The organism is Pedobacter sp. BMA, from assembly GCF_001027745.1.
Taxonomy (GTDB): domain Bacteria; phylum Bacteroidota; class Bacteroidia; order Sphingobacteriales; family Sphingobacteriaceae; genus Pedobacter.
On the sequence record NZ_LECU01000004.1, the window covers coordinates 657,918 to 681,582 of the forward strand.

The 23,665-nt window shown below is 38.5% G+C and carries 20 protein-coding genes; 11 read left to right on the forward strand and 9 right to left on the reverse strand.

Going from position 1 to position 23,665, the window contains the following annotated elements:
• Positions 1–8 precede the first annotated feature (8 nt).
• From AB669_RS08985 to AB669_RS09000, 4 genes are all read right to left on the reverse strand, one after another.
• Positions 9–1,550 (reverse strand): RagB/SusD family nutrient uptake outer membrane protein, encoded by a 1,542-nt coding sequence (locus tag AB669_RS08985; RefSeq protein WP_047798918.1) that lies wholly within the window; start codon positions 1,548–1,550, stop codon positions 9–11.
• Position 1,551: 1 nt separating this feature from the next.
• Positions 1,552–4,566 carry a SusC/RagA family TonB-linked outer membrane protein gene (locus AB669_RS08990; protein ID WP_231582652.1) on the reverse strand — a complete coding sequence of 1,005 codons (3,015 nt, stop codon included), beginning with the start codon at positions 4,564–4,566 and terminating at the stop codon, positions 1,552–1,554.
• Between the two features lie 429 nt (positions 4,567–4,995).
• Positions 4,996–6,525, reverse strand: coding sequence for a SulP family inorganic anion transporter (locus AB669_RS08995; RefSeq protein WP_047798920.1), 1,530 nt, complete (start codon positions 6,523–6,525; stop codon positions 4,996–4,998).
• A 217-nt stretch (positions 6,526–6,742) separates the two neighbouring features.
• On the reverse strand, positions 6,743–7,390 hold the full coding sequence (locus AB669_RS09000; RefSeq protein WP_047799096.1) for a DUF1349 domain-containing protein: 648 nt from the start codon (positions 7,388–7,390) through the stop codon (positions 6,743–6,745).
• Between the two features lie 97 nt (positions 7,391–7,487).
• Here AB669_RS09000 and AB669_RS09005 point away from each other — a divergent pair, with 97 nt between their 5' ends.
• A complete protein-coding gene (locus tag AB669_RS09005; protein ID WP_047798921.1) occupies positions 7,488–8,240 on the forward strand; it encodes a response regulator transcription factor in 753 nt (250 codons plus the stop codon).
• Here AB669_RS09005 and AB669_RS09010 read toward each other — a convergent pair.
• Together AB669_RS09010 and AB669_RS09015 are read right to left on the reverse strand one after the other, a co-directional pair.
• Positions 8,237–9,103 (reverse strand): DUF808 domain-containing protein, encoded by an 867-nt coding sequence (locus AB669_RS09010; protein WP_047798922.1) that lies wholly within the window; start codon positions 9,101–9,103, stop codon positions 8,237–8,239. The genes AB669_RS09005 and AB669_RS09010 overlap by 4 nt on opposite strands.
• Positions 9,104–9,260: 157 nt before the next feature.
• The gene (locus AB669_RS09015; protein WP_047798923.1) at positions 9,261–9,803 is read right to left on the reverse strand and encodes a hypothetical protein; all 543 of its coding nucleotides are present in this window, start codon (positions 9,801–9,803) and stop codon (positions 9,261–9,263) included.
• Between the two features lie 265 nt (positions 9,804–10,068).
• Between AB669_RS09015 and hemW the strand changes: the two genes are divergently transcribed.
• From hemW to AB669_RS09045, 6 genes are all read left to right on the forward strand, one after another.
• A complete protein-coding gene (gene hemW, locus AB669_RS09020; RefSeq protein ID WP_082120627.1) occupies positions 10,069–11,196 on the forward strand; it encodes a radical SAM family heme chaperone HemW in 1,128 nt (375 codons plus the stop codon).
• A gap of 42 nt (positions 11,197–11,238) precedes the next feature.
• The gene (locus AB669_RS09025) at positions 11,239–12,021 is read left to right on the forward strand and encodes an SDR family NAD(P)-dependent oxidoreductase (RefSeq protein ID WP_047798925.1); all 783 of its coding nucleotides are present in this window, start codon (positions 11,239–11,241) and stop codon (positions 12,019–12,021) included.
• 168 nt (positions 12,022–12,189) lie between these two features.
• Positions 12,190–12,741, forward strand: a complete 552-nt coding sequence (locus AB669_RS09030; RefSeq protein WP_047798926.1) for a fasciclin domain-containing protein — start codon at positions 12,190–12,192, stop codon at positions 12,739–12,741.
• 348 nt (positions 12,742–13,089) lie between these two features.
• Positions 13,090–13,875, forward strand: a complete 786-nt coding sequence (locus AB669_RS09035; RefSeq protein WP_047798927.1) for a DUF3050 domain-containing protein — start codon at positions 13,090–13,092, stop codon at positions 13,873–13,875.
• A 129-nt stretch (positions 13,876–14,004) separates the two neighbouring features.
• Entirely contained in the window at positions 14,005–14,883 is an 879-nt protein-coding gene (locus tag AB669_RS09040; RefSeq protein ID WP_047798928.1) for a cupin-like domain-containing protein, read from the forward strand.
• A gap of 136 nt (positions 14,884–15,019) precedes the next feature.
• The gene (locus AB669_RS09045) at positions 15,020–15,634 is read left to right on the forward strand and encodes a sugar O-acetyltransferase (RefSeq protein ID WP_231582653.1); all 615 of its coding nucleotides are present in this window, start codon (positions 15,020–15,022) and stop codon (positions 15,632–15,634) included.
• Positions 15,635–15,675: 41 nt separating this feature from the next.
• Here AB669_RS09045 and AB669_RS09050 read toward each other — a convergent pair whose 3' ends face one another.
• On the reverse strand, positions 15,676–16,101 hold the full coding sequence (locus AB669_RS09050) for a DUF4440 domain-containing protein (RefSeq protein ID WP_047798929.1): 426 nt from the start codon (positions 16,099–16,101) through the stop codon (positions 15,676–15,678).
• Positions 16,102–16,189: 88 nt separating this feature from the next.
• On the opposite strand from AB669_RS09050, the gene AB669_RS09055 reads away from it, so the two are divergent.
• The 4 genes from AB669_RS09055 to AB669_RS09070 all read left to right on the forward strand — a co-directional run bounded on the left by AB669_RS09055 (position 16,190) and on the right by AB669_RS09070 (position 21,149).
• Positions 16,190–17,074, forward strand: coding sequence for a carbohydrate kinase (locus AB669_RS09055; RefSeq protein ID WP_047798930.1), 885 nt, complete (start codon positions 16,190–16,192; stop codon positions 17,072–17,074).
• 122 nt (positions 17,075–17,196) lie between these two features.
• Positions 17,197–18,294: a VWA domain-containing protein gene (locus AB669_RS09060; protein WP_047798931.1), complete on the forward strand. Its 1,098-nt coding sequence runs from the start codon at positions 17,197–17,199 to the stop codon at positions 18,292–18,294.
• 40 nt (positions 18,295–18,334) lie between these two features.
• Positions 18,335–19,822, forward strand: a complete 1,488-nt coding sequence (locus tag AB669_RS09065; RefSeq protein ID WP_047798932.1) for a sigma 54-interacting transcriptional regulator — start codon at positions 18,335–18,337, stop codon at positions 19,820–19,822.
• Between the two features lie 82 nt (positions 19,823–19,904).
• On the forward strand, positions 19,905–21,149 hold the full coding sequence (locus AB669_RS09070) for a metallophosphoesterase (RefSeq protein WP_047798933.1): 1,245 nt from the start codon (positions 19,905–19,907) through the stop codon (positions 21,147–21,149).
• A gap of 90 nt (positions 21,150–21,239) precedes the next feature.
• Here AB669_RS09070 and AB669_RS09075 read toward each other — a convergent pair whose 3' ends face one another.
• Both AB669_RS09075 and AB669_RS09080 read right to left on the reverse strand, forming a co-directional pair.
• Positions 21,240–21,929: a response regulator transcription factor gene (locus tag AB669_RS09075; RefSeq protein ID WP_047798934.1), complete on the reverse strand. Its 690-nt coding sequence runs from the start codon at positions 21,927–21,929 to the stop codon at positions 21,240–21,242.
• A gap of 61 nt (positions 21,930–21,990) precedes the next feature.
• On the reverse strand, positions 21,991–23,664 hold the full coding sequence (locus AB669_RS09080; RefSeq protein ID WP_047798935.1) for a sensor histidine kinase KdpD: 1,674 nt from the start codon (positions 23,662–23,664) through the stop codon (positions 21,991–21,993).
• Position 23,665: the final 1 nt, after the last annotated feature.

Below are 23,665 nucleotides of genomic sequence, written 5' to 3' on the forward strand. Positions count from 1 at the left end.
TGTATTATTTAGCGCCAGTAAGGATTCTGAGTTAACAAATTATTTTGAGATATCAGCTTGCGGGAAACTGGCCAATATATACCTCCGGAATTAATGAGCGCCATAAATCTGGAATCATTTTGTCTGATCTTGTTTAATCTGATCAGGTCATACCACCTTTGCCCCTCGCCTAATAATTCCCGATGTCTTTCTTCAAAGATCACTTTAATCAAATCGTCGGTTGTGCTATAAGGTGAGTCGGTACCACTGGTAATTCTACGTGTCACAACATTATTCAACTCAGCCAGGGCACCAATCTGATCGCCCAATACTGATAAAGCTTCGGCGCGCAGTAGAACGATGTCTTCTAACCTTGTGAAAATAAGGGCACTTGTAAAGTATCGGAAATTCGGATCTGTGCCACCACCCTGAATCACTTTAATCTTACTGAAGATTGGATACTTGCCATTCAGATTGGTAAAATATCTATCAAATTTGGATTGACCTAGTGTATCAATGGCAAACCTTTCATCCTTTGCGAGATTAAAATATTTTAAGATAGAATCTTTTGGCAAATAAATGTCCGGCACTGTTTTAGTAAGGATTGGCTCTGCTAACGTTAGCTCCTCGATGTGCCCGGTTGCCGAACCATCAACGTGACCATAATCGGAATTGAATCCAAACATCTGACGGGTATTTTTATTGTAGAAAAACCCATTAGAGTTGCTCAGATCGGTTACAGAGGTATATCCGCCTTGCGACCTACCGTAGTTATCTTCAACAAATTTGGCATATTTTGATACGTTCGAATAGTCAGCTTTCCAGGCAGCAACATGCGCTAAAACAGCATATGCCGTAACTTTAGTCGCCAGGGCACCTCCCCAACGATTGCTGTCTTCATTGTAGTAATTACTAGGTTGCTGAACATCTCCGCCACTGTAGATAAAAGGTAAATCTGCAGCAGCCCTAAGGATTTCAGACTCTACCCAGGCCAGAATTTTTGCCTGGCTTTCTCTTGGCTTATTTTCGAATCCAGTTTCTCCGGAAGAAATTACAAACGGCACATCTCCCCAGATACGAACCATATAGAAATAGGCAAATGCCCTTAAAAATCTTGCCTGAGCAAGATCAACCGTCATGTTATTATCTGAATAACGCTTATCATTAGCCCTTACATGAGCTACATTTTCCATCAGAACATTTGCTCCGTTTACAATAGCGTAAAACCTGGTCCAATCTGATAGCGATTCAACTACGGGATAAGAGGCATTTAAATTGTTACTGATAACCGCTTTTAGGTCCTGCCTTTTAGGACTTGCAAATTCACCAGGCCTAACATCTCCATAAATCCAATGTCCATTATTATCTGATAATGCTGAACGGGTAAGTGCATACACCCCCATAATCCCTGCACGTGCATCCTCAACGGTATTCCACATGTTTTTTTCTCCCACTGTACGGCTTGAATCAGCGTCCAGTGCCTTATTACATCCTGAGACTATAAAAACCGAAAGGAGAATGGTGTATAGTATATTTTTCATCATTGATGTATTAGTATTACTTCTTTCCATATTATAATTCCATTTTAACACCTAATGTATATGTTCTCGGTATTGGCTGGCCATAACCGGTGTCCATCCCGTCGTAGCTTACCAGTTCAGGATCCTGACCTGTATAAGGGGTTACTGTGAACACATTGTTTACTGAACCGTACACAAAAATTTTCTTGATCTTAATGTTTTTTCTTTTAAGAACCTGACCTAAATCATAACCTAGTGAAACAGACCTTAACTTTAGAAAGGAGGCATTTTCGAGAAATAGATCCTGATCAACGCGATAAGGAATTACAGTACTCCAGGGGTTGTACAAAGGATACTTGCTATAATCCCCGCGCTTTTCCCAAAAAGTAATTTCTTTTACCGAGCTTAAATCGGTATTCCCTTCGCGGTTCACAAAATCGAAGCGGTTTGCCATCTCCTGGTTGATGATTTTTCTTCCCAGATTAAAATACAGGTTTGTTCCGAGCGTCCAGTTGGCATAATTAAAGGAGTTATCAAATCCTCCTGATAACAATGGCATGATGTGACCTTTTAGAACTTTGTCCTTCTCATCTATAATATTATCACCGTTTTGATCCTTCCATCTTGGATCTCCGGCTTTTAACGCCTGGCCATTGTATTTCAATGGTTGGCCATTTACTACAGCTACTTGACTGTTAGCAGTGTAAATACCTTCGTTTTCAAGCAACCAGTATTGATCTACAGGCTGACCGACTTTTAGAAAGCGATTACCGATTACAATTTCATTTAAACCCCTGGGTAGCGCATTAAGCTTATTGGTATTATGGTTAACATTTAAAGCAGAATTCCATTTGAATGTAGCATTTGAGATAACCAACGCACTGATCGTTAAGTCCAAACCGGTATTGGTCATATCGAGTCCACTTTCTATAGATTGTTTGTATCCATACTCTGCATATGACGGAATACTAATAAGTTGATTTTTCTCAGCTTTAGTATAAAAATCTAAAGATGCATGCAGCCTATTCTTGAGCATCGAAACATCTAAACCAATATTCAATTGATCAGAATAAGACCATGGAACATTATATCCAACCCATCCGAATGAGTATGGTCTGGTTAATACTCCAATAGCATTATACCCTGGTACTGTCAGGTTGCCTGTATAACCTACGGTTGCGGTATATTGCGGACCTTGTGCATAATTATCGTAAGTAAATGTTCGGCCCATACGACCAACACTTGCTCTAAGAACAGCGTCGTCAATAGATTTGAAGTCTTTAAGTAATTCATTTTTTATGTTCCAGGCTGCTGACAATACCGGTGAATAGAACCACCGCGTTGTGGGCTGTGCATTGGAAGAACCATCCAGGCGCAACGTACCTGAAAGGAAATACTTATCACTATATGAATAGTTGACTTTACCGTAGAAAGAAACCAGATTATCCTGTGTTTTATCCAGAAAACGATACGTTAACTCCCTTGGAAAGGCAGTAGGAACAAGGTAATTTGGATTGTCATTCCCGTTGGGAAGTTTAGGATCTGAATCCAGTAAATTAATTTTGATGTAGTCGTTTGCACCTTTGTAAGCATAGGCATTACTGTATTTATAAAGATCCCACATGGTAGATTGACCCAACTCAAAATGAAAGTCATGAACGGTGTTGACATTCAAATCGTAAGTAGCCTTGTTATCAATCATCAACCTTTGGTTGAAACCATAATAGTTGGATGCATAGCTTGTTCCCTGCAATAACGTTCTGGCGTAGAATACATCACGGTAGCCTTCATTATAATCTACATTGAAAGTAGATGAAATCTTAAACTTACCCAGTGTAGCCAAAAGTCTGGCATAGCCTTGTATAGAATTGGTTTTGTTATCATCGAATCCTTTATCATATTGCGCCAGGTAATTACCATAATATTCTTTATTTGGGGCTAGTGGAGCACTTAAATCAGGGAAATAATTTAGCTGTGTAAAACGATCTCTCAGATTTCGGTTACGCGTTCTGTTCAGCCTGTTCCCGTTAATCATCGCAGAAAATAATAACCATTTTACCGGCCTCATATTAATGTTAAACATCGCACTATAGCGGTCTAAACCGGTACCATCCGCTACACCTTCACTTTTGGTGTTACCAAGTGAAAACCTGAAACTTGCACGATCGGAGCCACCGGTCAGCCCCAAATTGACACCATATATAAGTGCATTTTTATAGTACAGATCGGTCCAATCAGATTTTCCACTGTAGACATTATTAAGTGAGTCACTAAGGTAAACCGGATATTGCTCATCATCTGAGTAACGTCCGTTAGTGGTGTAAATGTCATAAAATCTTTGTCGAAACTCATTTTCATACTTGCCGTTAATGGTATTGACTGTAGGTTTTTGAACCAGACCGATATAGGAGTTAAAGCTTATGCTTCTGTTCATCCCGTCAGGCGTTTTAGACTTCAACAAGATTACACCATTCACTCCCCTGGGACCATAGATTGCAGTACTTGCTAAATCTTTCAAAACCTCTACTGAGGCAATATTGTTGATATCTATTCCTGTTAGCAGATTCGTCGCCGGACCGATGCGGTTGAAATCATATTGCTGTATATCAAATGCAAACGGATGTTCTCCAACAAGGGGAATACCATCCAGCACTACCAAAGGCTGAGATGAATACACATCCTTTTTAGAAAGTAATGGCATCGGAGCTCCCCTTAAAAACATATTTTGTATTGTTCCGGGCTCTCCCGTTGGCTCCTGAACATACAAACCTGCATAGTTCCCTTTTAGATTCTGCTGTAATGAAATAGCAGGAAAAAGTGATAAATCCCTGGTATCTTTTTGAACTGTTCCAGCCAACTTGCTGTAAAGCGTTCTCTGTTTGATCTTTTCCAGACTGTCTTTTCGCAGCGAATCTCTTTCAGATACAATTCTGACTTTTGTTGTATCCTGACGAATAAAAGGCCTGTTTTTCAGACTTGTGTAAAGCTTAACAATTGTTGCATTGCATGGTAAAACGTTTAACGTAAGCATTGCAAAAAAGCCACAGCACACCCATAAGTATCGCATAATAAATGGATCGTTAATTAATAAAAAAAATGATTTTTAATATTTACTTTTTCGGAAACAGCAAAATCTGACTTGTGTCAAAAGGAATAGTACTCAGGTTGTAGTAAGTGATTAGTCTCATAATTAGTTAATTTGGTTAAATCAAATATATATAATACTAAAACGTTTTATTGTCGAGCTAGCACTTTTAGTATAATTTCAATAAATTAATTTTATAAATATCAATTTGACAATTATAAAACCATTTGAATACTATTTAATAAATTTTTGATACATAATTTCAAGGTTTTCAAACGATTGAAATGCGTTTTAAAACATTTTTGAAGCTCGAATACAAAGAATTACGATATATCGTAACCTCAGTTCCGGCAATGCTGACGAAAATCATTAATGCTTGACAATGAAGCAATAACATATACCAGCTGTGATTTATAAAGTAATTTTATCGGATGAATCGTCAATTATGTTTACTCTGATAATATCAATAGCATCACCAATCAGGCGCCGGCTTTCTGAGCTCAAGGATTGGAGATGAACTTTTTTGTTCAAACTATTGTATTTTTCTGTTAGCCGGTGAAGTGCATCGATACCGGACATATCAAAGACCCTACTATTTTTGAAATCCACTATAACTATAGCACTATCGTTCTGCACATCGAAAAGTTCCATGAAACGACTGACAGAACCGAAAAACAAAGGCCCGGAAACTTCATAGATGGTCATTCTTCTTTGATCAACACTTTTATTAGCCCGGATCTGTTTTGCACTTTCCCAGGCGAATACCAGGGCAGAAATGACCACTCCAATCAAAACAGCCAGTGCAAGATTATGCAACCAGATTGTAATCAGGGCAACAGAAACCCCAATGAATATATCTTGCTTTGGCATTTTATTAATTACCTTAAAGCTCATCCATTCAAATGTTCCTATCGCAACCATCATCATTACGCCTACAAGTGCAGCCATCGGAACTCTGTCAATGACTGGCGCACCTACCAGGATAATAATTAGAATTGTTAAAGCGGCTACAACTGCAGACAATCTGGCTCTTGCCCCTGCCGATAGATTGACAAGTGTTTGAGCAATCATTGGGCAGCCGCCCATTCCAGTAAAAAAACCATTGGTTAAATTAGCCAATCCCTGGGCTATGCTTTCGCGGTTACCATTACCTTTACTATCAGTAATCTCATCAACCAAGTTCAGCGTGAGCAAACCCTCGGTCAATCCTACACCTGCCATAATGATTGAATACGGAAATATGATTTTCAACATATCAAGTGTGAGCGGCACTTGAGGAATGTGAAAAGGAGGAAACCCACCACTGACAGACGAGATATCTCTAACCAACTTAGTTGGTATATTAAAAATCAATACCAATACAAAAACGACGATGATAGCAACTAATGAAGAAGGAATAGCTTTGGTTATTTTAGGAAGAAGTACAACAACAGTAATTGTTAATGCCACCAGAGCAAGCATGATGTAAAGCGGCATTCCAGTAATCCAGGTCTCACTTCCATTAACAATGGACTTAAATTGGGTGAGCTGTGAGGTGAAGATAATGACGGCTAACCCGTTTACAAAACCAAACATGACAGGCTGCGGTACTAATCGGACAAATTTACCAAGCTTAAACAATCCTACAAGTATCTGTATCAAACCCGCTAGTGCAACCGCAGCAAAGACATATTCCAGCCCATTACTTTTCATCAATGCGATTAGTACAATCACTGTTGCACCCGCCCCACCCGAAACCAAACCCGGCCTGCCGCCAAGTACCGCAGTAATCAGTCCCATGATAAATGCCGCATATAAACCAGTTAGCGGTGGAAAACCTGCAAGAATGGCAAAAGACAGTGATTCAGGAATCATGGTCATTGCAACGGTGAGGCCTGCCAGCACTTCTGTTTTATAGTTTACTTTTTTTGATAAATCAAAGAGCTGGAGATAGGGCTTCATATTTTTTGTAGTTTACCTGCAAATATCATATTTTACTGTGATAAGTGCTTTAACAAATCAAATGGATAAACTAAAAATACTCCACTCAGCTAAACGTGCCTAGCAGGGAAATCAGATGAGTTTAACTCAGCGCAAACAAAAGCCTTACTCAAGAGCATGAGCAAGGCATTCTGTTAACAATTAAAAAAATTATATGAGGCGATAATTGAGGCATGATTTACTGATGCGCTTTAAGCCATTCCAGCCTCCGTTGATCGGGAAGGTGTTTAATCTTAAATTTTTCAAATGTGGCTTCAAAACCATTTCCATCAGGACTTGCAGCCATTAGTCCCACCATCACCGGGGAATTATCCTCCAAAGGAGCATTGCGGGTCATCACATAAGTTTTATCATCTAACGAATAAAAAATCTCAACTGCATCAAGTCGCCTTATCACTTTAACCCAAATGAAAGGAGGAACCTGATCTAAAGTAAGTACGCTCCAGTCGCTTTTGTCATGCGTCACTACAGTACTTACATTAAATTTTCCATCAACAAACTCAACACCAGTTTTTATGTAGTTTTTATGATCAGTACGAATCATTAACCCCATTTGATCGAAACGGGCTTTATAGGCACCAGTAAGTTTAACCTTCACCTCAAACTCCCCACCGTAATTTGAATACAAAAAGGGAGCGTCATCTACTGTAAATCCGTAATGTGAAATGCGCCAATAATCACTGTTAGGCGTAACCTGCATCACTAAGCTGTTATTTTTAATTTCCCACTTTGCGGGTTCATTAAACCACTGCATTTTCTCCAGTGTCTGTGCATTCAATTTATTCAGATTAAGCAACAGGATTAAGCAAAAAAATATTCTTTTCATTATATATTCCGATAGAAGTTTAATTAAGTTCGCAAAGTTATTTACCTGTTCTGTTTCATTCAATGGTTATAAATAACCATTAAAATTATTGGCCACTATGCGAAACCTGCTCGACATAAAACTATTTTCTCAGCCATTTGAAAGCGATCATAATCAGGAGACACAGCTTGACAACGGAAAGCTGATTGCAGGAATGTATGCCAGAATGGAAAATAGCATTAGTGTTTTAAGTGACATGAAAGCGAGAAAAAGCTATATCTACTATGCTCCGGTTGCTGATGAACTGGGTTTGCTTAAACGTGAAACAGAAATCAATTCTATCTGGGAAGATGAGCTGCTCAATAAAATCCACCCCGATGATCTGTTAAAAAAATACCGACTCGAATTTCAATTTTTTCAAATGTTGAATATGATGCCGGTTGATGAAAGAGTAAACTTTGAGTTGATTACGCGCTTGAGGATTAAAAATAAAAATGAGCAGTATATCGCGTTAAAACACCGCCTCCTTTACATTGGAAATGCCATTGATGGCAGCATATGGCTGGCACTTTGCCTTTATAATTTAATTCCTGACCATCCCGATTTTGTGATTCCACAGGGGATGATACTAAACACGAAAACAGGAGATATTATCGATCAACATGAAAATCGATTCAACACAATATTATCGGCAAGGGAAAAAGAAATCATGCAACTCATTAGTATAGGCAAAAGAAGCAAAGAGATTGCAAAAAAACTAGACTTAAGTATTAATACCATCAACCGTCACCGACAAAATATATTTGCTAAGCTTAATGTAACCAGTGTAATAGAAGCATGCAGGATAGCTGCAAATACAGAAATAATCTAACGTTTGATCAAAGCCACAAGTTTCTTCAGACCTGAAAATATTGGAACAGCTACTAAACCGGCTACCAGCCCCACACCAAACTCTTTAATAATTGATGGAAAATCAGGAAGAAAATGATGAAAAAATTCAATGTTATGTACGAATATTCCTCCTCCAACTAATATTAAAGCTATTGTACCTACCACTCCTAGTATTCTGATAATCACCGGCAGCGCTTTGATCAGAAAATTCCCTAAAAAAGACAAGAAACCTTTTTTACCGGAGCGCTTAATTAATTTGTATCCGGCATCGTCCATCCGCACAATAAGGGCAACAATACCATAAACACCAACGGTGGCCAATAGTGCTACTACAGAAACCGTTATTATTTGTAAAGTAAGGCTTCTGTCCAGCACGGTCCCTAAGGCAATAATTACGATTTCTATAGACAAGATAAAATCAGTAGTAACAGCAGATTTTACTTTGGTTTTCTCAGCATCTGCGCCCTCATCTATAACCTCTTCATTATGCTCTTTTCCGTGCTCTGACCTGTGAAATAAAAACTCAATAATTTTTTCTACCCCTTCATAGGCCAGGTAAAAGCCTCCCAAAACTAAGATAACTTTAATGGCAATTGGAAAAAATGCGTTAAGCAAAAGGGCGATAGGAACAATGATCAACTTGTTTAATAGCGAACCTTTTGTAATTGCCCAAAGTACAGGCAGCTCCCTCGATGCTAAAAAACCTGTAGCTTTCTCCGCATTTACGGCCAAATCATCTCCTAATATACCTGCTGTTTTACGTGTAGCGATCTTACTCGCAACCGCAACATCATCCATTAAAGACGCAATATCATCTAATATTGCAAAAAAACCTGAAGCCATCCTTATCTATTTTGATGGTGCAAAATAGAAATTCGATTCCGGATTAACAGTCACATAGCATCTATTTTTTTCCAATAGGGGCTTTTGCAAATGGTTGCATATTACAAACGGCTCTTGAACCATGTCCAAAAGCCGCCTGCTTTAAAGTTAATTACTGTTAATGTTTTCCTTTCCTGTCATTTCCTTTACCTTGATTTCTGTCAGGACGGTTATCATTTTTGCCATTGTTGCCTTTCGAAACCTGATTTGGCCTCGGAACTGCTGATGGCCTGTTATTTTGGGGTGTATTTCGGTTACCACCGCCAGTGTATCTCGAATCTTTGCTATCGCGAATAATTGGCTGTTTAGTTTTGTAATTTTTAAACTTACCATATTGTGTAACATGCTTATTATGCGATAAATATGGTTTAGGGGAATTCATCACTACCTTATAACCGTTGTACAAATCATAGTTGGCATATCTTGGCGGCAAGCTGTTTCTCCATACCCATGCACCATTATCCTCGTATACATATTGTCGGCTTGGCACATAATAATAAGCGTCAATGTCTGGTAAATAGTAATAATCAACATGATTATAACCGGTTGGACCCCATGCTGGCTGCTGGCCAATATTTATACTTAAACTGACCTGAGCTTTCGATGGCATGCTGCTAATGGAAGCTACTCCCAATAAAACAGCGAATATCATTCTTTTCATTTTCTTTGCGTTTACACCACAAGTTCAATTTAAAGACCAAAGTCTCTGTCTAAGCCAACAATGAGACTAGTGGAAGAAGTGTAACGACGAAAGAACGAAATGTGTCGACCAAGGATGAGGTATTTAAACACAGATCCTGATCTCAAAAAAACTACTGAATAAATTTTGATACAATGTCCTTATTCCGCTTACCTTTGTAACTTCAATATTCACTACACTAGCAAATGATAATTTAAAAATATCATTTAAATATAATTATCGATTCATGTCTGGCATTTACATCCATATCCCTTTTTGCAAGAAGGCTTGTCACTATTGCGATTTTCATTTCAGTACCTCATTAAAATACGCGAATGAAATGGTCGACGCCATATGTAAAGAGATTAAGATGAAAAAGGACCGGATTGCAGACCAGATTGGTTCCATCTACCTTGGGGGAGGAACACCTTCAATCCTTTCTGAACATCATTTACAAAAAATATTTGATTCGATTAACCATACCTTTTCAGTTGACTCAAACGCCGAGATTACCATCGAAACTAATCCAGATGATTTAACTTTTGAAAAGATCAGGGAACTCAGGCACCTGCCTGTTAATCGCTTTAGTGTTGGTATTCAGTCTTTCTTCAACGAAGATCTGATCTGGATGAACAGGGCCCACAATGCAACCGAAGCTGAAGACTGCATTAAGAGAAGTCAGGATGCCGGTTTTGAGAACCTAACCATAGACCTGATTTACGGCTATCCTCTGTTAACAGATCAAAAATGGCTGAACAATATCGCAAAGGGAGTCAGCCTTCAGGTTCCCCATATTTCGGCTTATGCACTTACTGTAGAACCCCGAACAGCGCTGGCACACGCCATCAAAAATAAAAAGCAAACTCCGGTAAACGACACTCAAGCTGCTGAGCAGTTTGTCATTTTAATGGAGAAACTAAACGAAGCAGGCTTTGAGCATTACGAAATCTCTAACTTCGCAAAACCGAAAGCCCGCGCCGTGCATAATACAAATTACTGGAAAGGTATTGAATATATTGGAATTGGCCCTTCAGCCCACGGGTTTGACGGCATAAACAGATATATGAATCCAGCCAACAATGCCCAATACCTGAGTGATCTTAACGGAAATAAGCTCCCGGAAATAGTCGAAGTATTAACAGTAAACGACCGTTTTAATGAATATGTGATGACATCCCTGAGAACAATCTGGGGCATCGACCTTGATAAAATCGAAACTGATTTTGGAAAAGACTTTCTGGAAGAAACTGTACATAATCTAAGCCATTTTGAAGGTAAAGATTGGTTAGTCACAGCACAAAATAATATAAGGCTAAGCTATAGTGGAAAACTCTTTGCTGACCATATCGCATCCGAATTATTCATCATTGATTAACCAGGAATATGTTATCATTCAAAAATTCAATAACTGAATAGTATGTCTAAAATCATCTGGATTACAGGAGCATCGTCCGGCATCGGAGAAGCCCTGGTTTATAAATATTTTAAAGCCGGAAATAAACTGATCATCTCCGGACGAAACCGGGATGAATTATTTCGTGTGAAAGGAAATTGCCAGAACTCCTTTAATGTGCATGTGCTACCTTTCGATTTGACTGAAACTGACCTGCTGCCAGCAAAGGCAGAAGATGCCATCAGGATATTTGGAAAAATTGACCTGCTCATTAATAGTGGAGGAATTAGTCAGCGCAGTTTTGCCCTTCAAACTGATCTTAAAACAGAGCAGCAAATTATGAATACCAATTTTTGGGGTACGGTAGGCATAACGAAAGCAGTGGCAGCATCAATGATCAAAAACGGTGGCGGACAAATTGTGGTTATAAGTAGTTTGGTCGGTAAATTTGGCACCCAACTTCGTTCTGTGTATTCGGCATCTAAACATGCACTTCATGGGTACTTCGATTCCATGCGAAATGAAGTCTTTGATAAAAATATCTCCATTACCATTGTTTGTCCAGGTTTTATTAACACAAATATTTCTGTAAACGCATTAACTGAAAATGGCAATAAACAAGGCTTCATGGACAATGCGCAAGCCAAAGGAATGAGTGTCGAACTTTGCGCTGCCGAAATAATAAAAGCAGTTGAAGCAAAGAAAGAAGAGGTTTATGTTGGTGGTAAAGAAACAAAAGCAATTTGGTTAAAACGATTCTTTCCTAAGTTATTATCGAAGAAAATAAGACAAGCAAAGGTGATTTAAATTCGGCAACCTATATTTAGCTCTGCTTAAACATGATAAACAATTCTAAATAAATAAATTTTAAAAGACTATAATACAGTTAATTATAAATGATTTTTCTTTTTAAGAAACCGTAGTACTGTAAACCTCCGTAAATGGAATCAAATAACAGAACTTAAAAAAGAAATAATGAAAAAGTTAATCCTATCTGTATCTGCCGTAATTGTTATGGCATTTTCAACCCAAGTTTACGCTCAAAAAAACCCGATGGTAGGTGGTGCTGCCATGTATGCAACTAAAGATATTGTAGACAACGCGGTAAACTCAAAAGACCATACCACACTTGTTGCAGCAGTAAAAGCAGCAGGGTTGGTTGAAACGCTGAAAGGCGCAGGTCCATTTACAGTTTTTGCACCTACTAACGCAGCTTTTGATAAACTACCCGCAGGAACAGTAGACATGCTGGTTAAACCTGAAAGCAAAGCGATGCTGACTAAAATTTTAACTTACCACGTTGTTGCAGGTAAAATGGATAGCAAAGCCATTGCAAAAGCAATCAAAGCTGGTGGTGGTAAAGCAGAACTAACTACTGTTGAAGGTGGTAAACTTTGGGCCTGGATGGAAGGTAAAAAATTAGTTTTAAAAGATGAAAAAGGTGGAATGAGTACGGTAACAATTGCCGATGTTAATCAAAAAAATGGCGTTATCCATGTTGTTGATACCGTTCTAATGCCTAAATAATCGAAAACATAATACCTGTGATATTTTAAAACGTTTCCACTCCGTGGAAGCGTTTTTGGATTTTAAAAATTTTCATTATTTCAAAAACCATAAATTATCTGTGTTCGTATATTACCCAAAACATAGATAATCCTTAGAAAAACATATCACGTCCCAAATGATTCAAATGAACGTTCCCGCAAGTTGTGGGAACGTTTTTTTTAATCACAAACGCCGCTATTTGTCAGCTTTGTTTAAAGTTTTAAATTAGATGTGTTTAGCGGAAATTAACTGTTTAATTTTGATGCTCAAATACCAAGTAACAGGAAATTAGGTTGATATAATTAGCCTGCTACAAATCAACAATATATGCATCACAACATCGTAAAGATTAAGCAAAACATTGAGCCTTTAAGGCAACAAATTATTAACCATAAAGTTTATTCCGCTATAAGTGAACTTGAGGACCTTCAGGTTTTTATGGAGCATCACATTTATGCCGTTTGGGACTTCATGTCTTTGCTAAAAGCGCTACAGATTAATTTAACCTGCACAACTCTACCCTGGTTTCCAGTGGGCGATGCCGTTACAAGGCAGTTGATCAATGAAATTGTAGCAGGTGAAGAGAGTGATCTGGATGCGGATGGAAATGTGAAAAGCCATTTTGAGTTATACCTGGATGCCATGGTACAATGTGGAGCCAATATAGCGCCAATTAATCATTTCTTGCAATCTTTACAAAATGGCCGCGATTTCGCCATGGCTTTCGAGCTGGCAGATGTTCCAGAGGCAGGACGTAATTTCATCAACTCCACTTTCGAAACCATCAATAGCGGAAAAACGCATCTCCAGGCTGCAAGCTTTACATTCGGACGCGAAGATTTAATTCCTAATATGTTCTTCAGCATGGTCAATGATTTGAATAGCACACAGCCTGAAAAAGTATCAATATTCAAATACTATCTTGAACGTCATATTGAAGTTGATGGAGATCACCACAGCCACTTAGCACTTTCGATGACAGAAAAATTATGTGCGAAAGATGAGCAATTTTGGCTTGAGGCCGAAGAAACAACCAAACTTGCACTGCAAAAACGAATCGACCTTTGGGATGCCGCATATGAGCAAATCGTAAACCGAAAAGTGCTGGTTTAGATTAACAAATGGTTAATAGATATCAAGAGTTAGATTAAGTAATTTGCGTCACTTTTCTTTGCAGTTATATTATTTGTAAAATAAAATTTACACATTTGTTGTTTGGCAACAAATAACCGATTTATTCGCATGAGCTTCATTTTAAAACCTGTTGACATCGTAGAGAATATTACTCCCGAAGATTTCAAAAAGAACTACTTAAAGACTAAAAAACCATTGGTAATAAGAGGCCTTACAAAAGACTGGCCGGCGAGAGAGAAATGGACTACTGAATACTTGAAAGAGGTTGGTGGAGAGTTGGAGGTTCCGCTATACGATAACTCGAAAGCTGATCCGTCAAAGCCTATTAACGCTGCTACTGCACACATGAAGTTTGGCGATTATCTAGACCTGATCAAACGTGAGCCAACAGAACTGAGGATATTTTTCTTTAATCTTTTCAAAAAAGTCCCTAGTTTAATCAACGATATCAAAATTCCTAAAGATTTAATGGGTGGCTTTATTGAAAGCATGCCGGCCATGTTCTTTGGAGGATCCAACTCAGTAACTTTCTTACATTACGACATCGACCTACCTCATATTTTCCATACACACTTCGGTGGCAGAAAACACATCATCCTTTTCGATTACAAGTGGAAAGACAGATTATATTGTCTGCCTAACGCAACTTATGCTCTGGAAGATTATGATGTTGCCAATCCTGATTTCGAAAAATTCCCTGCACTGAACGGCGTAGAAGGATATGAGGTTTTTCTGGAACATGGTGATACGTTATTCATGCCTACTGGAATGTGGCACTGGATGAAATATGTTGACGGATCATTCTCGTTAAGTCTCAGGGCATGGGACCAATCCATTAGCCGGAAAGTGGCCAGTGTTTGGAGCTTATTCACACATGGCGCTATTGATAGTTTAATTAAAATGACTTTCAAAGAAAAGTACGCTCACTGGAGAGAGAAGAAAGCAGTTAAAATTGCAGAGAAAGCTCTCGCAAAAGGAAGACCTTAAAATAAATTTCAATAAAGTCCGTTATAGGATTTTGGGGAAAGCAATTTCAGCGGGGAGTCGGATTTCGATAGCCCCGTTTTTTGTTTTACAACATCTGAGACATTGCCATTCTTATAATCTTTTCTACCTTCGGGTTATGGAAAACGAAATACTTAGTGAGAAACAAAAGATGCTTGCCGGAAAGGCCTACCAGGCTGGCGATGCCGAACTATCCAAAGAAAGACTAAAAGCAAGAGAGGTGGTTTACGAGTTCAATAACCTGGCACCAAAATTCATCAAGCAACGCAAAGAACTTTTAAAGCGGCTATTTGGTAAAACAGAAAAGATGTTCTACATCGAACCGCCATTCCGCTGCGATTACGGTTACAACATTGAAATCGGCGACAATTTTTACGCAAACTTTAATCTGGTTATTCTAGACTGTGCAAAGGTAAGTATTGGAAACAGCGTTTTCATTGCCCCAAACGTAGCAATATACACTGCGGGTCATCCTATACATGCACACCTGCGTGATCAGGAGCACGAATGGGCACAGGAAATTACAATAGGAAACAGTGTCTGGATCGGCGGAAACGTAGTGATCAATCCTGGAGTCAAAATAGGTTCAAACGTAGTGATTGGTTCAGGAAGTGTAGTTACCAGAGATGTACCGGATAATGTTTTCGCGGCAGGAAATCCTTGCAGGGTAATCAGGGCAATTACAGAGGAAGATAAAGATTACTATTATAAAAACTTTAAGCTGGGAGAATAAACAGCTTAAAGTATATTTTCCGTATTTGGTGCTTGGAATTGTTAGCTCGAATGATCTACAAAAATTTTCCACTCTCCCGATATCTTTTTGAATAGCAACGTGTAATATCCCTTAGGTTCATCTTTCTCCCTTTTCAAATGCCAGCTCCCCAATACAAAAGCAACATCCTTATTTAAAAAATCAACCTTTTTAATTCCAAAAGTTAAAAAACCCATCCCAGCTTTACCCTGATATGTTTTTTTGTAATTATCCAGTGTTTTTTGCCATCCATAAGTGGGCCCATTACCACCAACAAAAAGCAGGCTGTCGCTTTTCACATACCCTTGCATAAAAGCTTCAAGATCGCCCTTATTCCAGTCTCCACGCTGTTTCTCCAATACATCCAGTATGGCTTGTTTGTCTTTACCCGTTTGCGCATAAGTTCCAATTGAAACCAGCAAGAAAGCGATAATTAAAAGTCTTTTCATAATATTGATGTCTTACTGTAAAGATATAAAACAAATTATTTCGTTCCATGTATAAAAATTGTTTCTTTACATTTTCAATCTTCATCATATGCAGCATAAAGTAATTACAATTGGCGAGATACTATGGGATGTTTTCCCGGAGGGCAAAAAAGCCGGAGGATCAAGCATGAATGTAGCCTTGAACCTTCACAAGCAAAGCATCGGAAGTAGTTTTGTCAGTGCCGTCGGAGACGATGATAACGGAAAAGAATTGCTAAACTTTCTGGAAGGTAATCATTTTAGTACGGAATTAGTTCAAATACATTCTACATTGCCTACCAGTACTGTGGTTGTTCAACTGGATGAAAATCACCAGGCGACCTATACCATTAAACAGCCTGTAGCCTGGGATCATATAGCTCTTAATAACGCAAACATCCAGGCAGTTAAGCAGGCTGATGCATTAGTGTATTGTAGTTTAACCTGCCGTGAAGAAAGATCAAGAAACACCATATTTTCATTGCTCGATAATGCCAAAATAAAAATATTTGATATTAATTTACGGGCACCTTTCTATGAAAAGGAGCTAATAGGAATATTGCTATCGAAAGCCGATATTTTGAAAATCAATGAAGATGAGATTATTTGGGTTCGCGATAGCTTTGGATTAACAGGTAACGATGAAGAACAAATCCTTAAACAGTTATCCACTCAGTTTAATATCGAAATCATATGTCTAACCCTGGGCGATAAGGGCGCATGTGTACTGAAGGATGGGAAATTATTCCGTCATGGCGGATATAAAGTTCAGGTGGCCGATACAGTCGGAGCTGGAGATGCTTTTTTAGCCACATTTATAGCATGTTACCTAGAAGACTATCCGATTGAATCCATATTAGACAATGCCTGCAAAGTTGGTGCATTTGTGGCCTCCCAAGCAGGAGCAAATCCAGACTACAACAAAAAAATTTACCACATGGCACTAGCTAACTGACATTGGTTGCTTCTGTAATTTAACATACCATTTATGCTTTAGGCTTTGGTTGAAATATGACATCCTGCTTAAATTAGTCAGTTGTCAAACCTTTATCTTTAATTATTCGTTAATACAATTACATGAGAGGTTTTCGTTTTTCTGATTATAAGCCTGGCGATACGCCAAAAGGTGGGTTTGATGAGTTGTTGAAATTATTCAGCGAACTGCTGAACTATACAGCAGGTGATGCAGCGGAGGCTTTAAGCTGGCTGAATGAACTCGATAAACAATACAAATTAACCAATAATGACTATGGTATAGGAAATTTCATCGATGACCTTAAAGACAAAGGTTACCTGACTGAAGACAATCAATCCGGTGAGTTCAAAATAACGGCCAAAACCGAACAAACCATTCGCAAATCTGCGCTGGATGAAATTTTTGGAAAGCTTAAAAAATCTGGCAGAGGGAATCACAACAGCAATCAATCTGGCATTGGCGAAGAAAAAAATGCCGACAGGCGCGAATATAACTTCGGAGATAGTTTAGACCAGATTGACATGACGGCATCTATACAGAATGCTCAGATTAATCATGGCATTGGTGACTTTACGTTAACCGACAGGGATTTAGAAGTCGAAGAGAAAGATTTTAAAACCCTTACCTCTACCGTTTTAATGATTGACATTTCGCATTCGATGATCTTATACGGAGAAGACCGGATTACACCAGCGAAAAAAGTGGCAATGGCACTCGCTGAACTCATTAAAACTAAGTACCCCAAAGACACATTGGATATTGTGGTTTTTGGTAATGATGCATGGCCAATTACCGTGAAAGATCTCCCTTATCTACAGGTGGGGCCATACCACACCAACACTTTTGCAGGTCTTGAACTGGCTACTGATTTACTACGCCGAAGAAAAACTCACAACAAGCAAATCTTTATGATTACCGATGGGAAACCAACCTGTTTGAAGGAAAATGGCAAGTATTACAAAAACAGTATGGGTTTGGACAGAAAGGTGATTAATAAAACCTTAAATATGGCTGCACAATGTAAGCGACTCAAAATACCTATCACCACCTTCATGATTGCTAAAGATCCTTATCTCCAACAGTTCGTCCGACAGTTTACTGAGATTAACGGAGGGAGAGCTTTTTACAGTTCACTTAACGGCCTTGGCGAGTATATTTTCGAGGATTACATTAAAAACAGAAGAAAAACAGTGAAATAAAATTAAGCTCCAACATTTATTCTTTAACCATTTCCCATACATGCAAAATACAACTTTAGGCCAGTTAAAGGCAACAGATTATAAATCAAGAAGCGTCAAAGAGGAGCTTAGAGAGAATCTGATTAAAATACTTCGTGATAAGAAAACACAATTTGAGGGAATTATCGGTTATGATGAAACGGTAATTCCAGAACTCCAAACAGCGATACTTTCACGCCACAACATTTTACTGCTAGGCTTACGCGGGCAGGCGAAAACCCGCATAGCCCGCTTAATGGTCAATTTGCTCGACGAATATGTGCCTTACGTAGCAGGTAGTGAGATATTCGATGACCCTTTGAATCCAATCTCATGGTATGCCAAAAACGAAATCGCAACTAAGGGTGATGAAACTGAGATTGCCTGGTTACACCGCAGCGAACGTTATACAGAAAAACTGGCTACACCTGATGTTACTGTTGCTGATTTAATTGGCGATGTAGACCCGATTAAAGCTGCTACACTGAAACTCACTTATAACGATGAACGTGTTATCCATTTTGGTTTAATACCACGTGCTCACCGTAGTATTTTCGTAATTAATGAATTGCCTGATTTGCAGGCCCGTATTCAGGTGGCACTATTTAATATGCTGCAGGAAAAAGATATTCAGATCCGAGGTTTCAAATTGCGTTTACCACTAGATATTCAGTTTGTATTTACCGCAAACCCTGAAGACTATACCAATCGTGGAAGTATTGTTACACCTTTGAAAGACAGGATTGAAAGTCAGATTTTAACGCATTATCCAAAAAGTATTGAAATTTCCCGCAAAATCACTTTTCAGGAAGCTAAACTTACTGCCGAGCAGAAAGCAAGCATCGAAGCTGATGGCCTGGTAAAAGATTTAGTAGAGCAAATCGCATTCGAAGCACGTAAAAGTGAATATATCGACCAAAAATCCGGTGTTTCAGCAAGGCTAACCATCTCAGCCTACGAAAATCTAATTAGTACTGCTGAACGCAGAATGCTAATATCGGGCGATAAGAATACATTTGTCCGCTTATCTGACTTAGCCGGTATTATCCCTGCTATCACTGGTAAAATAGAACTGGTTTACGAAGGTGAACTTGAAGGTCCTGCGCATGTAGCTACGACACTGATTGGTAAGGCTGTTAAAACGCTTTTTGCCCGTTATTTCCCGGATCCTGAAAAAGCGAAAAAAAGCAAAACGGCAAACCCATACACGGAAATTACAGAGTGGTTCACAGAAGGTAATAATGTTGATGTTACAGATAGCTTAACCAATGTACAGTACAAAAAAGCACTGATGCTGGTACCAAGCTTATATGATACCGTTAAAAAATTTCACCCTAAGCTAAGTGAAAATCAAACACTACTCTTGATGGAATTTGTGTTGCATGGGCTGGCCGAATATTCTCAGTTGAGTAAAAACTTTTTAAATGGTGGTTTTGGATTTTCAGACATGTTTGGCAGCTTATTCAACGCCGAATTTGATGAAGAAGAGGATGAAGACGACTTCAGATAAACAATAATTATACATTTTTTTTAGCTTTGATAAGTTCTTCCTCCGGAGGAATTTATCAAAGCTTTTTATTTACCAAAATCTAATGGGAAGATTACCTTTTATTATTGCCGCCTGTATCCTCATTACCGCATTTGATGTTTACTTCTACAACTCAATAGTTGCCGTTTTTAAAAAATGGAAACCACTTACAAAAAAGATATTTGCAATTGTTTATTGGAGCTACAGTCTTCTATTGATCGTTGGTGTATTCGCAGGTATTTTTCTGAACCTGTTTTTAACACTTAGGGCTATTATTTTAGTTGCCTTCTTTTTAACGGTAGCCTGCAAAATGGCCATGTTGCCTTTCCTGGTTCTGGATGATTTACGAAGGTTATTCATCAGGCTTTTCAAAAAGAGAGAAGTCATAAAAGATCAACCCGTTAGTGAAGTTGAACCTATTACGCGTTCAGAATTTTTGGTCAAAGCGGGTTTAGTTGCGGCAGCAGTTCCTTTAACCTCGCTCAGTTGGGGAATTATTTCTGGCGCTTATGATTACCAGATCAGAAAGGTAAACCTAATCCTTCCAAATTTACCTAAAGCGTTTGACGGCATCACGATGGGGCAGATTTCTGATATCCACTCAGGAAGTTTTTACAATAAAACCGCTGTAAAAGGAGGCGTAGAAATGCTATTAGCTGAAAAACCAGACTTCATCTTTTTTACAGGAGATCTTGTTAACAATCTGACTAATGAAGTAAGAGACTATCAGGATATTTTCTCAAAAGTAAAAGCGCCGCTTGGTGTGTATTCTTCTTTAGGTAACCATGATTATGGAGACTATTATTTTGGAAAAGAATCTTCTCCGGCCAAAATCAAAAACCTTAAGGATATGGTCGACGTTCACAAAATTATGGGTTACGATTTGCTGATGAACGAAAACAGAAGACTAAAAGTTGACGGAGAAGAAATAGGAATTCTCGGAATCGAGAACTGGGGTATGGGGCGTTTTCCAAAATACGGCAAAATGGAACTGGCTGTACAAAATACTAATGACTTACCCGTAAAACTTTTGCTTAGTCACGACCCCTCTCACTGGCGTGGAGAAGTATTACAAAAATATCCACAGATTGATGCCATGTTTAGCGGACATACCCATGGTATGCAGTTTGGTGTTCGTTTAAAAGAATATCAGTGGAGCCCGGTACAATATATTTATAAAGAATGGGCTGGCCTATATCAGGAACAGAAACAACAACTTTATGTAAATGTTGGCTATGGCTTCTTGGGCTATCCAGGAAGAGTAGGCATTCTTCCTGAAATCACCATATTTACCCTAAAGCGCGCATAATAAATGAGCGGGTTTGAGGAATTGAATGAGTGAACGTCTTTAGCCTCAGGCTAACAATCATTCTACTCATTCAATCACCTAATCATTCAATTACCCCGCATTAAAGCGATATCCCACACCCCTTACAGTTTGCAATAACTGAGGGTTATCAGGGTTTAATTCAATCTTTTTACGTAAACGTACAATGTGCATGTCCAGCGTACGGGTATTAACATCAGAGTTGTATCCCCAAACCACTAACATCAGTTCATCGCGGTTAATTACTTTGCCAGGATTGCGTAAGAAGTAAAGTAGAATACGGTTTTCTAAAATAGTAAGCTCAATTTTCTTACCATCTCTGAATAAAGTATGGATGTTGGGATGGTGCTCCATATTTCCGAAACGGTGAATTTCAGCCGAATCTTTATTTACGATGAATTTGACCTTACTATCTAACATCGCCACCAATACATCCATGTTAAAGGGCTTGGTAATATAATCTGAAGCCCCAAAGTTGTAAGCATCGATCTTATCGACATCCTGTGCTTTGGCAGTCATCATGATCACCAGGTTTTCAAAACCTTGCTTTCGCACGTTTTCACACACCTCTGCTCCCTGCTTGCCCGGCATCATCCAATCCAATAAAACAATATCCGGCTGGTCAGCAATGATCATACGCTCTCCCGCATCACCATCGTTGGCTTCCAGTACATGATATCCCTCAGTTTTTAAGCGGTGTGCAACAAGAAAACGAAGGTTCTCATCATCTTCTACAATTAATATTTTTACTTCTTTAGACATTTGTATTTGTGTGTTTAATTTGAGAGGATGTTAACAACAAGCCCTAATATATCTCTTCATTTTAACTATTATAGGGTAGCACGATTTTAAATTCTGTACCCACCCCGACTTTGCTTCTTACGGTGATTTCACCTTCCATAAAGTTAATCAGTTCTTTGCAGAATGCCAAACCCAGGCCAACACTCCCCATCTGATTGTATTCATTCTGAATCCGGAAAAACTTCTTGAAAATATTATTCAATTCAGATGAGGCAATTCCTATACCTTTATCAGTAAAACGAAAAACCAATACACCCTTGATCAGCTTCGCAGAAATGTGCAGCTTCTTATTCTCCGGCTTGGAATATTTATAAGCATTTTCTGCCAGGTTATCAAACAAGCTACCTAATAACACAGGATCGCTGATAAAGGTTTTAAAGCCCACAACCTCATAGGTCATTGCAAAATCCGGATGCTTCAAGGTATGCGACTCAATTGTACTTTCGATAAAATCAACAATATTGACTGATTCCTGGTTCAGCTTTATTGCCTTATTCTCGATTTGAGTAAAGGCGAGCAGCTTATTCATCAGGCCATTAAGTTTATCTGCCTCTTCATCTAAAATCTTACCATAAAGTTGTTGTTCCCTTGCGCTAAGGCTACTTGCGCTCTTGATATTATTACCAGCTATCTTAATCACACTGACGGGTGTTTTGAACTCATGAGTCAGGTTGTTTACAAAATCATACTGCAGTTTAAACATTTTACTATTGATATTCAGATTGCGGTAAATTAAAAATGCCACCAGCAACAAAACACCATATACCAACAGCAATACCAGCGCTATGGGCATAAAATAGATAAATATCTCTTTTTTGATGTACGATTTTGATGATACCAGATAAAATTTAAAATCTGAAAAAGCACCTGGCAATGCAATTTCTGTGGTAATTTTTTCTTCTGATGTATCAATAGGATCATAGGTTAGCGGCTCGATTTTAATGCTCTGATAAAGTAAAGGCCTGGTATTAATGATCTTGATTTTTGAGGCATCAAGGTTAAAAACCAATACGTCCTGCTGATAAACAGGGGCAGGATTTAACTTCTTCCTGATCATGTCCTTATAACTTCTCAAGTCTTCTCCCCTGGGAATATTCAGGTAAGTAATCTTATTATCATTGGAATTGACGATAGAAAAATTGGTAAAAAGTTCTTCCTGAGTAGGTACCGATGCAGTATCAAGAGACTCAACGAAGGTGGCCAGCTTAATGGCCATGGAATTAAAATCGCTTCCAACGTTGAACGACCTTGTATCTTCCGCTGAGTAGAGCTTTACTGAATCGGGGCGAATGCCTTTGCCAAACTGATAAATGGCTTTCGGACCAATACCCAGATGATTGGCGTTTACGCCATCCTTTACTGGTACATTTTTTACCTCAGTATCATAAAAGGTTACTTTCGAGATGAATGGATATTTTAATAAGATCGTATCAACGAATTTAGCAGCAGTAGATGAATCCAGAAATCCATTGTAGTAAGAAATCTCAGGCATCTTATTCTGAAAAAAATCATTATAAGGTTTTATACTTTGTTCCAGCACATTTACCTTTTCAGATACAAAATCATTCTCAATCGATTTCTTACTGTAATTAAATGCCAGGAATAGTGATAGGATGAATAATATGGAAATGAGGGAAATGAAAGTAACGCTAAGCGAGAAATTCTTACGGTAACCACTCTTTTTGTCTAAAGCCATT

Coding starts and splice junctions, on each gene's coding strand:
- AB669_RS08985 (WP_047798918.1), bottom strand. CDS start 1,550: ATGGAAAGAAGTAATACTAATACATCAATGATGAAAAATATACTATAC.
- AB669_RS08990 (WP_231582652.1), bottom strand. CDS start 4,566: ATGCGATACTTATGGGTGTGCTGTGGCTTTTTTGCAATGCTTACGTTA.
- AB669_RS08995 (WP_047798920.1), bottom strand. CDS start 6,525: ATGAAGCCCTATCTCCAGCTCTTTGATTTATCAAAAAAAGTAAACTAT.
- AB669_RS09000 (WP_047799096.1), bottom strand. CDS start 7,390: ATGAAAAGAATATTTTTTTGCTTAATCCTGTTGCTTAATCTGAATAAA.
- AB669_RS09005 (WP_047798921.1), top strand. CDS start 7,488: ATGCGAAACCTGCTCGACATAAAACTATTTTCTCAGCCATTTGAAAGC.
- AB669_RS09010 (WP_047798922.1), bottom strand. CDS start 9,103: ATGGCTTCAGGTTTTTTTGCAATATTAGATGATATTGCGTCTTTAATG.
- AB669_RS09015 (WP_047798923.1), bottom strand. CDS start 9,803: ATGAAAAGAATGATATTCGCTGTTTTATTGGGAGTAGCTTCCATTAGC.
- hemW (WP_082120627.1), top strand. CDS start 10,069: ATGTCTGGCATTTACATCCATATCCCTTTTTGCAAGAAGGCTTGTCAC.
- AB669_RS09025 (WP_047798925.1), top strand. CDS start 11,239: ATGTCTAAAATCATCTGGATTACAGGAGCATCGTCCGGCATCGGAGAA.
- AB669_RS09030 (WP_047798926.1), top strand. CDS start 12,190: ATGAAAAAGTTAATCCTATCTGTATCTGCCGTAATTGTTATGGCATTT.
- AB669_RS09035 (WP_047798927.1), top strand. CDS start 13,090: ATGCATCACAACATCGTAAAGATTAAGCAAAACATTGAGCCTTTAAGG.
- AB669_RS09040 (WP_047798928.1), top strand. CDS start 14,005: ATGAGCTTCATTTTAAAACCTGTTGACATCGTAGAGAATATTACTCCC.
- AB669_RS09045 (WP_231582653.1), top strand. CDS start 15,020: ATGGAAAACGAAATACTTAGTGAGAAACAAAAGATGCTTGCCGGAAAG.
- AB669_RS09050 (WP_047798929.1), bottom strand. CDS start 16,101: ATGAAAAGACTTTTAATTATCGCTTTCTTGCTGGTTTCAATTGGAACT.
- AB669_RS09055 (WP_047798930.1), top strand. CDS start 16,190: ATGCAGCATAAAGTAATTACAATTGGCGAGATACTATGGGATGTTTTC.
- AB669_RS09060 (WP_047798931.1), top strand. CDS start 17,197: ATGAGAGGTTTTCGTTTTTCTGATTATAAGCCTGGCGATACGCCAAAA.
- AB669_RS09065 (WP_047798932.1), top strand. CDS start 18,335: ATGCAAAATACAACTTTAGGCCAGTTAAAGGCAACAGATTATAAATCA.
- AB669_RS09070 (WP_047798933.1), top strand. CDS start 19,905: ATGGGAAGATTACCTTTTATTATTGCCGCCTGTATCCTCATTACCGCA.
- AB669_RS09075 (WP_047798934.1), bottom strand. CDS start 21,929: ATGTCTAAAGAAGTAAAAATATTAATTGTAGAAGATGATGAGAACCTT.
- AB669_RS09080 (WP_047798935.1), bottom strand. CDS start 23,664: ATGGCTTTAGACAAAAAGAGTGGTTACCGTAAGAATTTCTCGCTTAGC.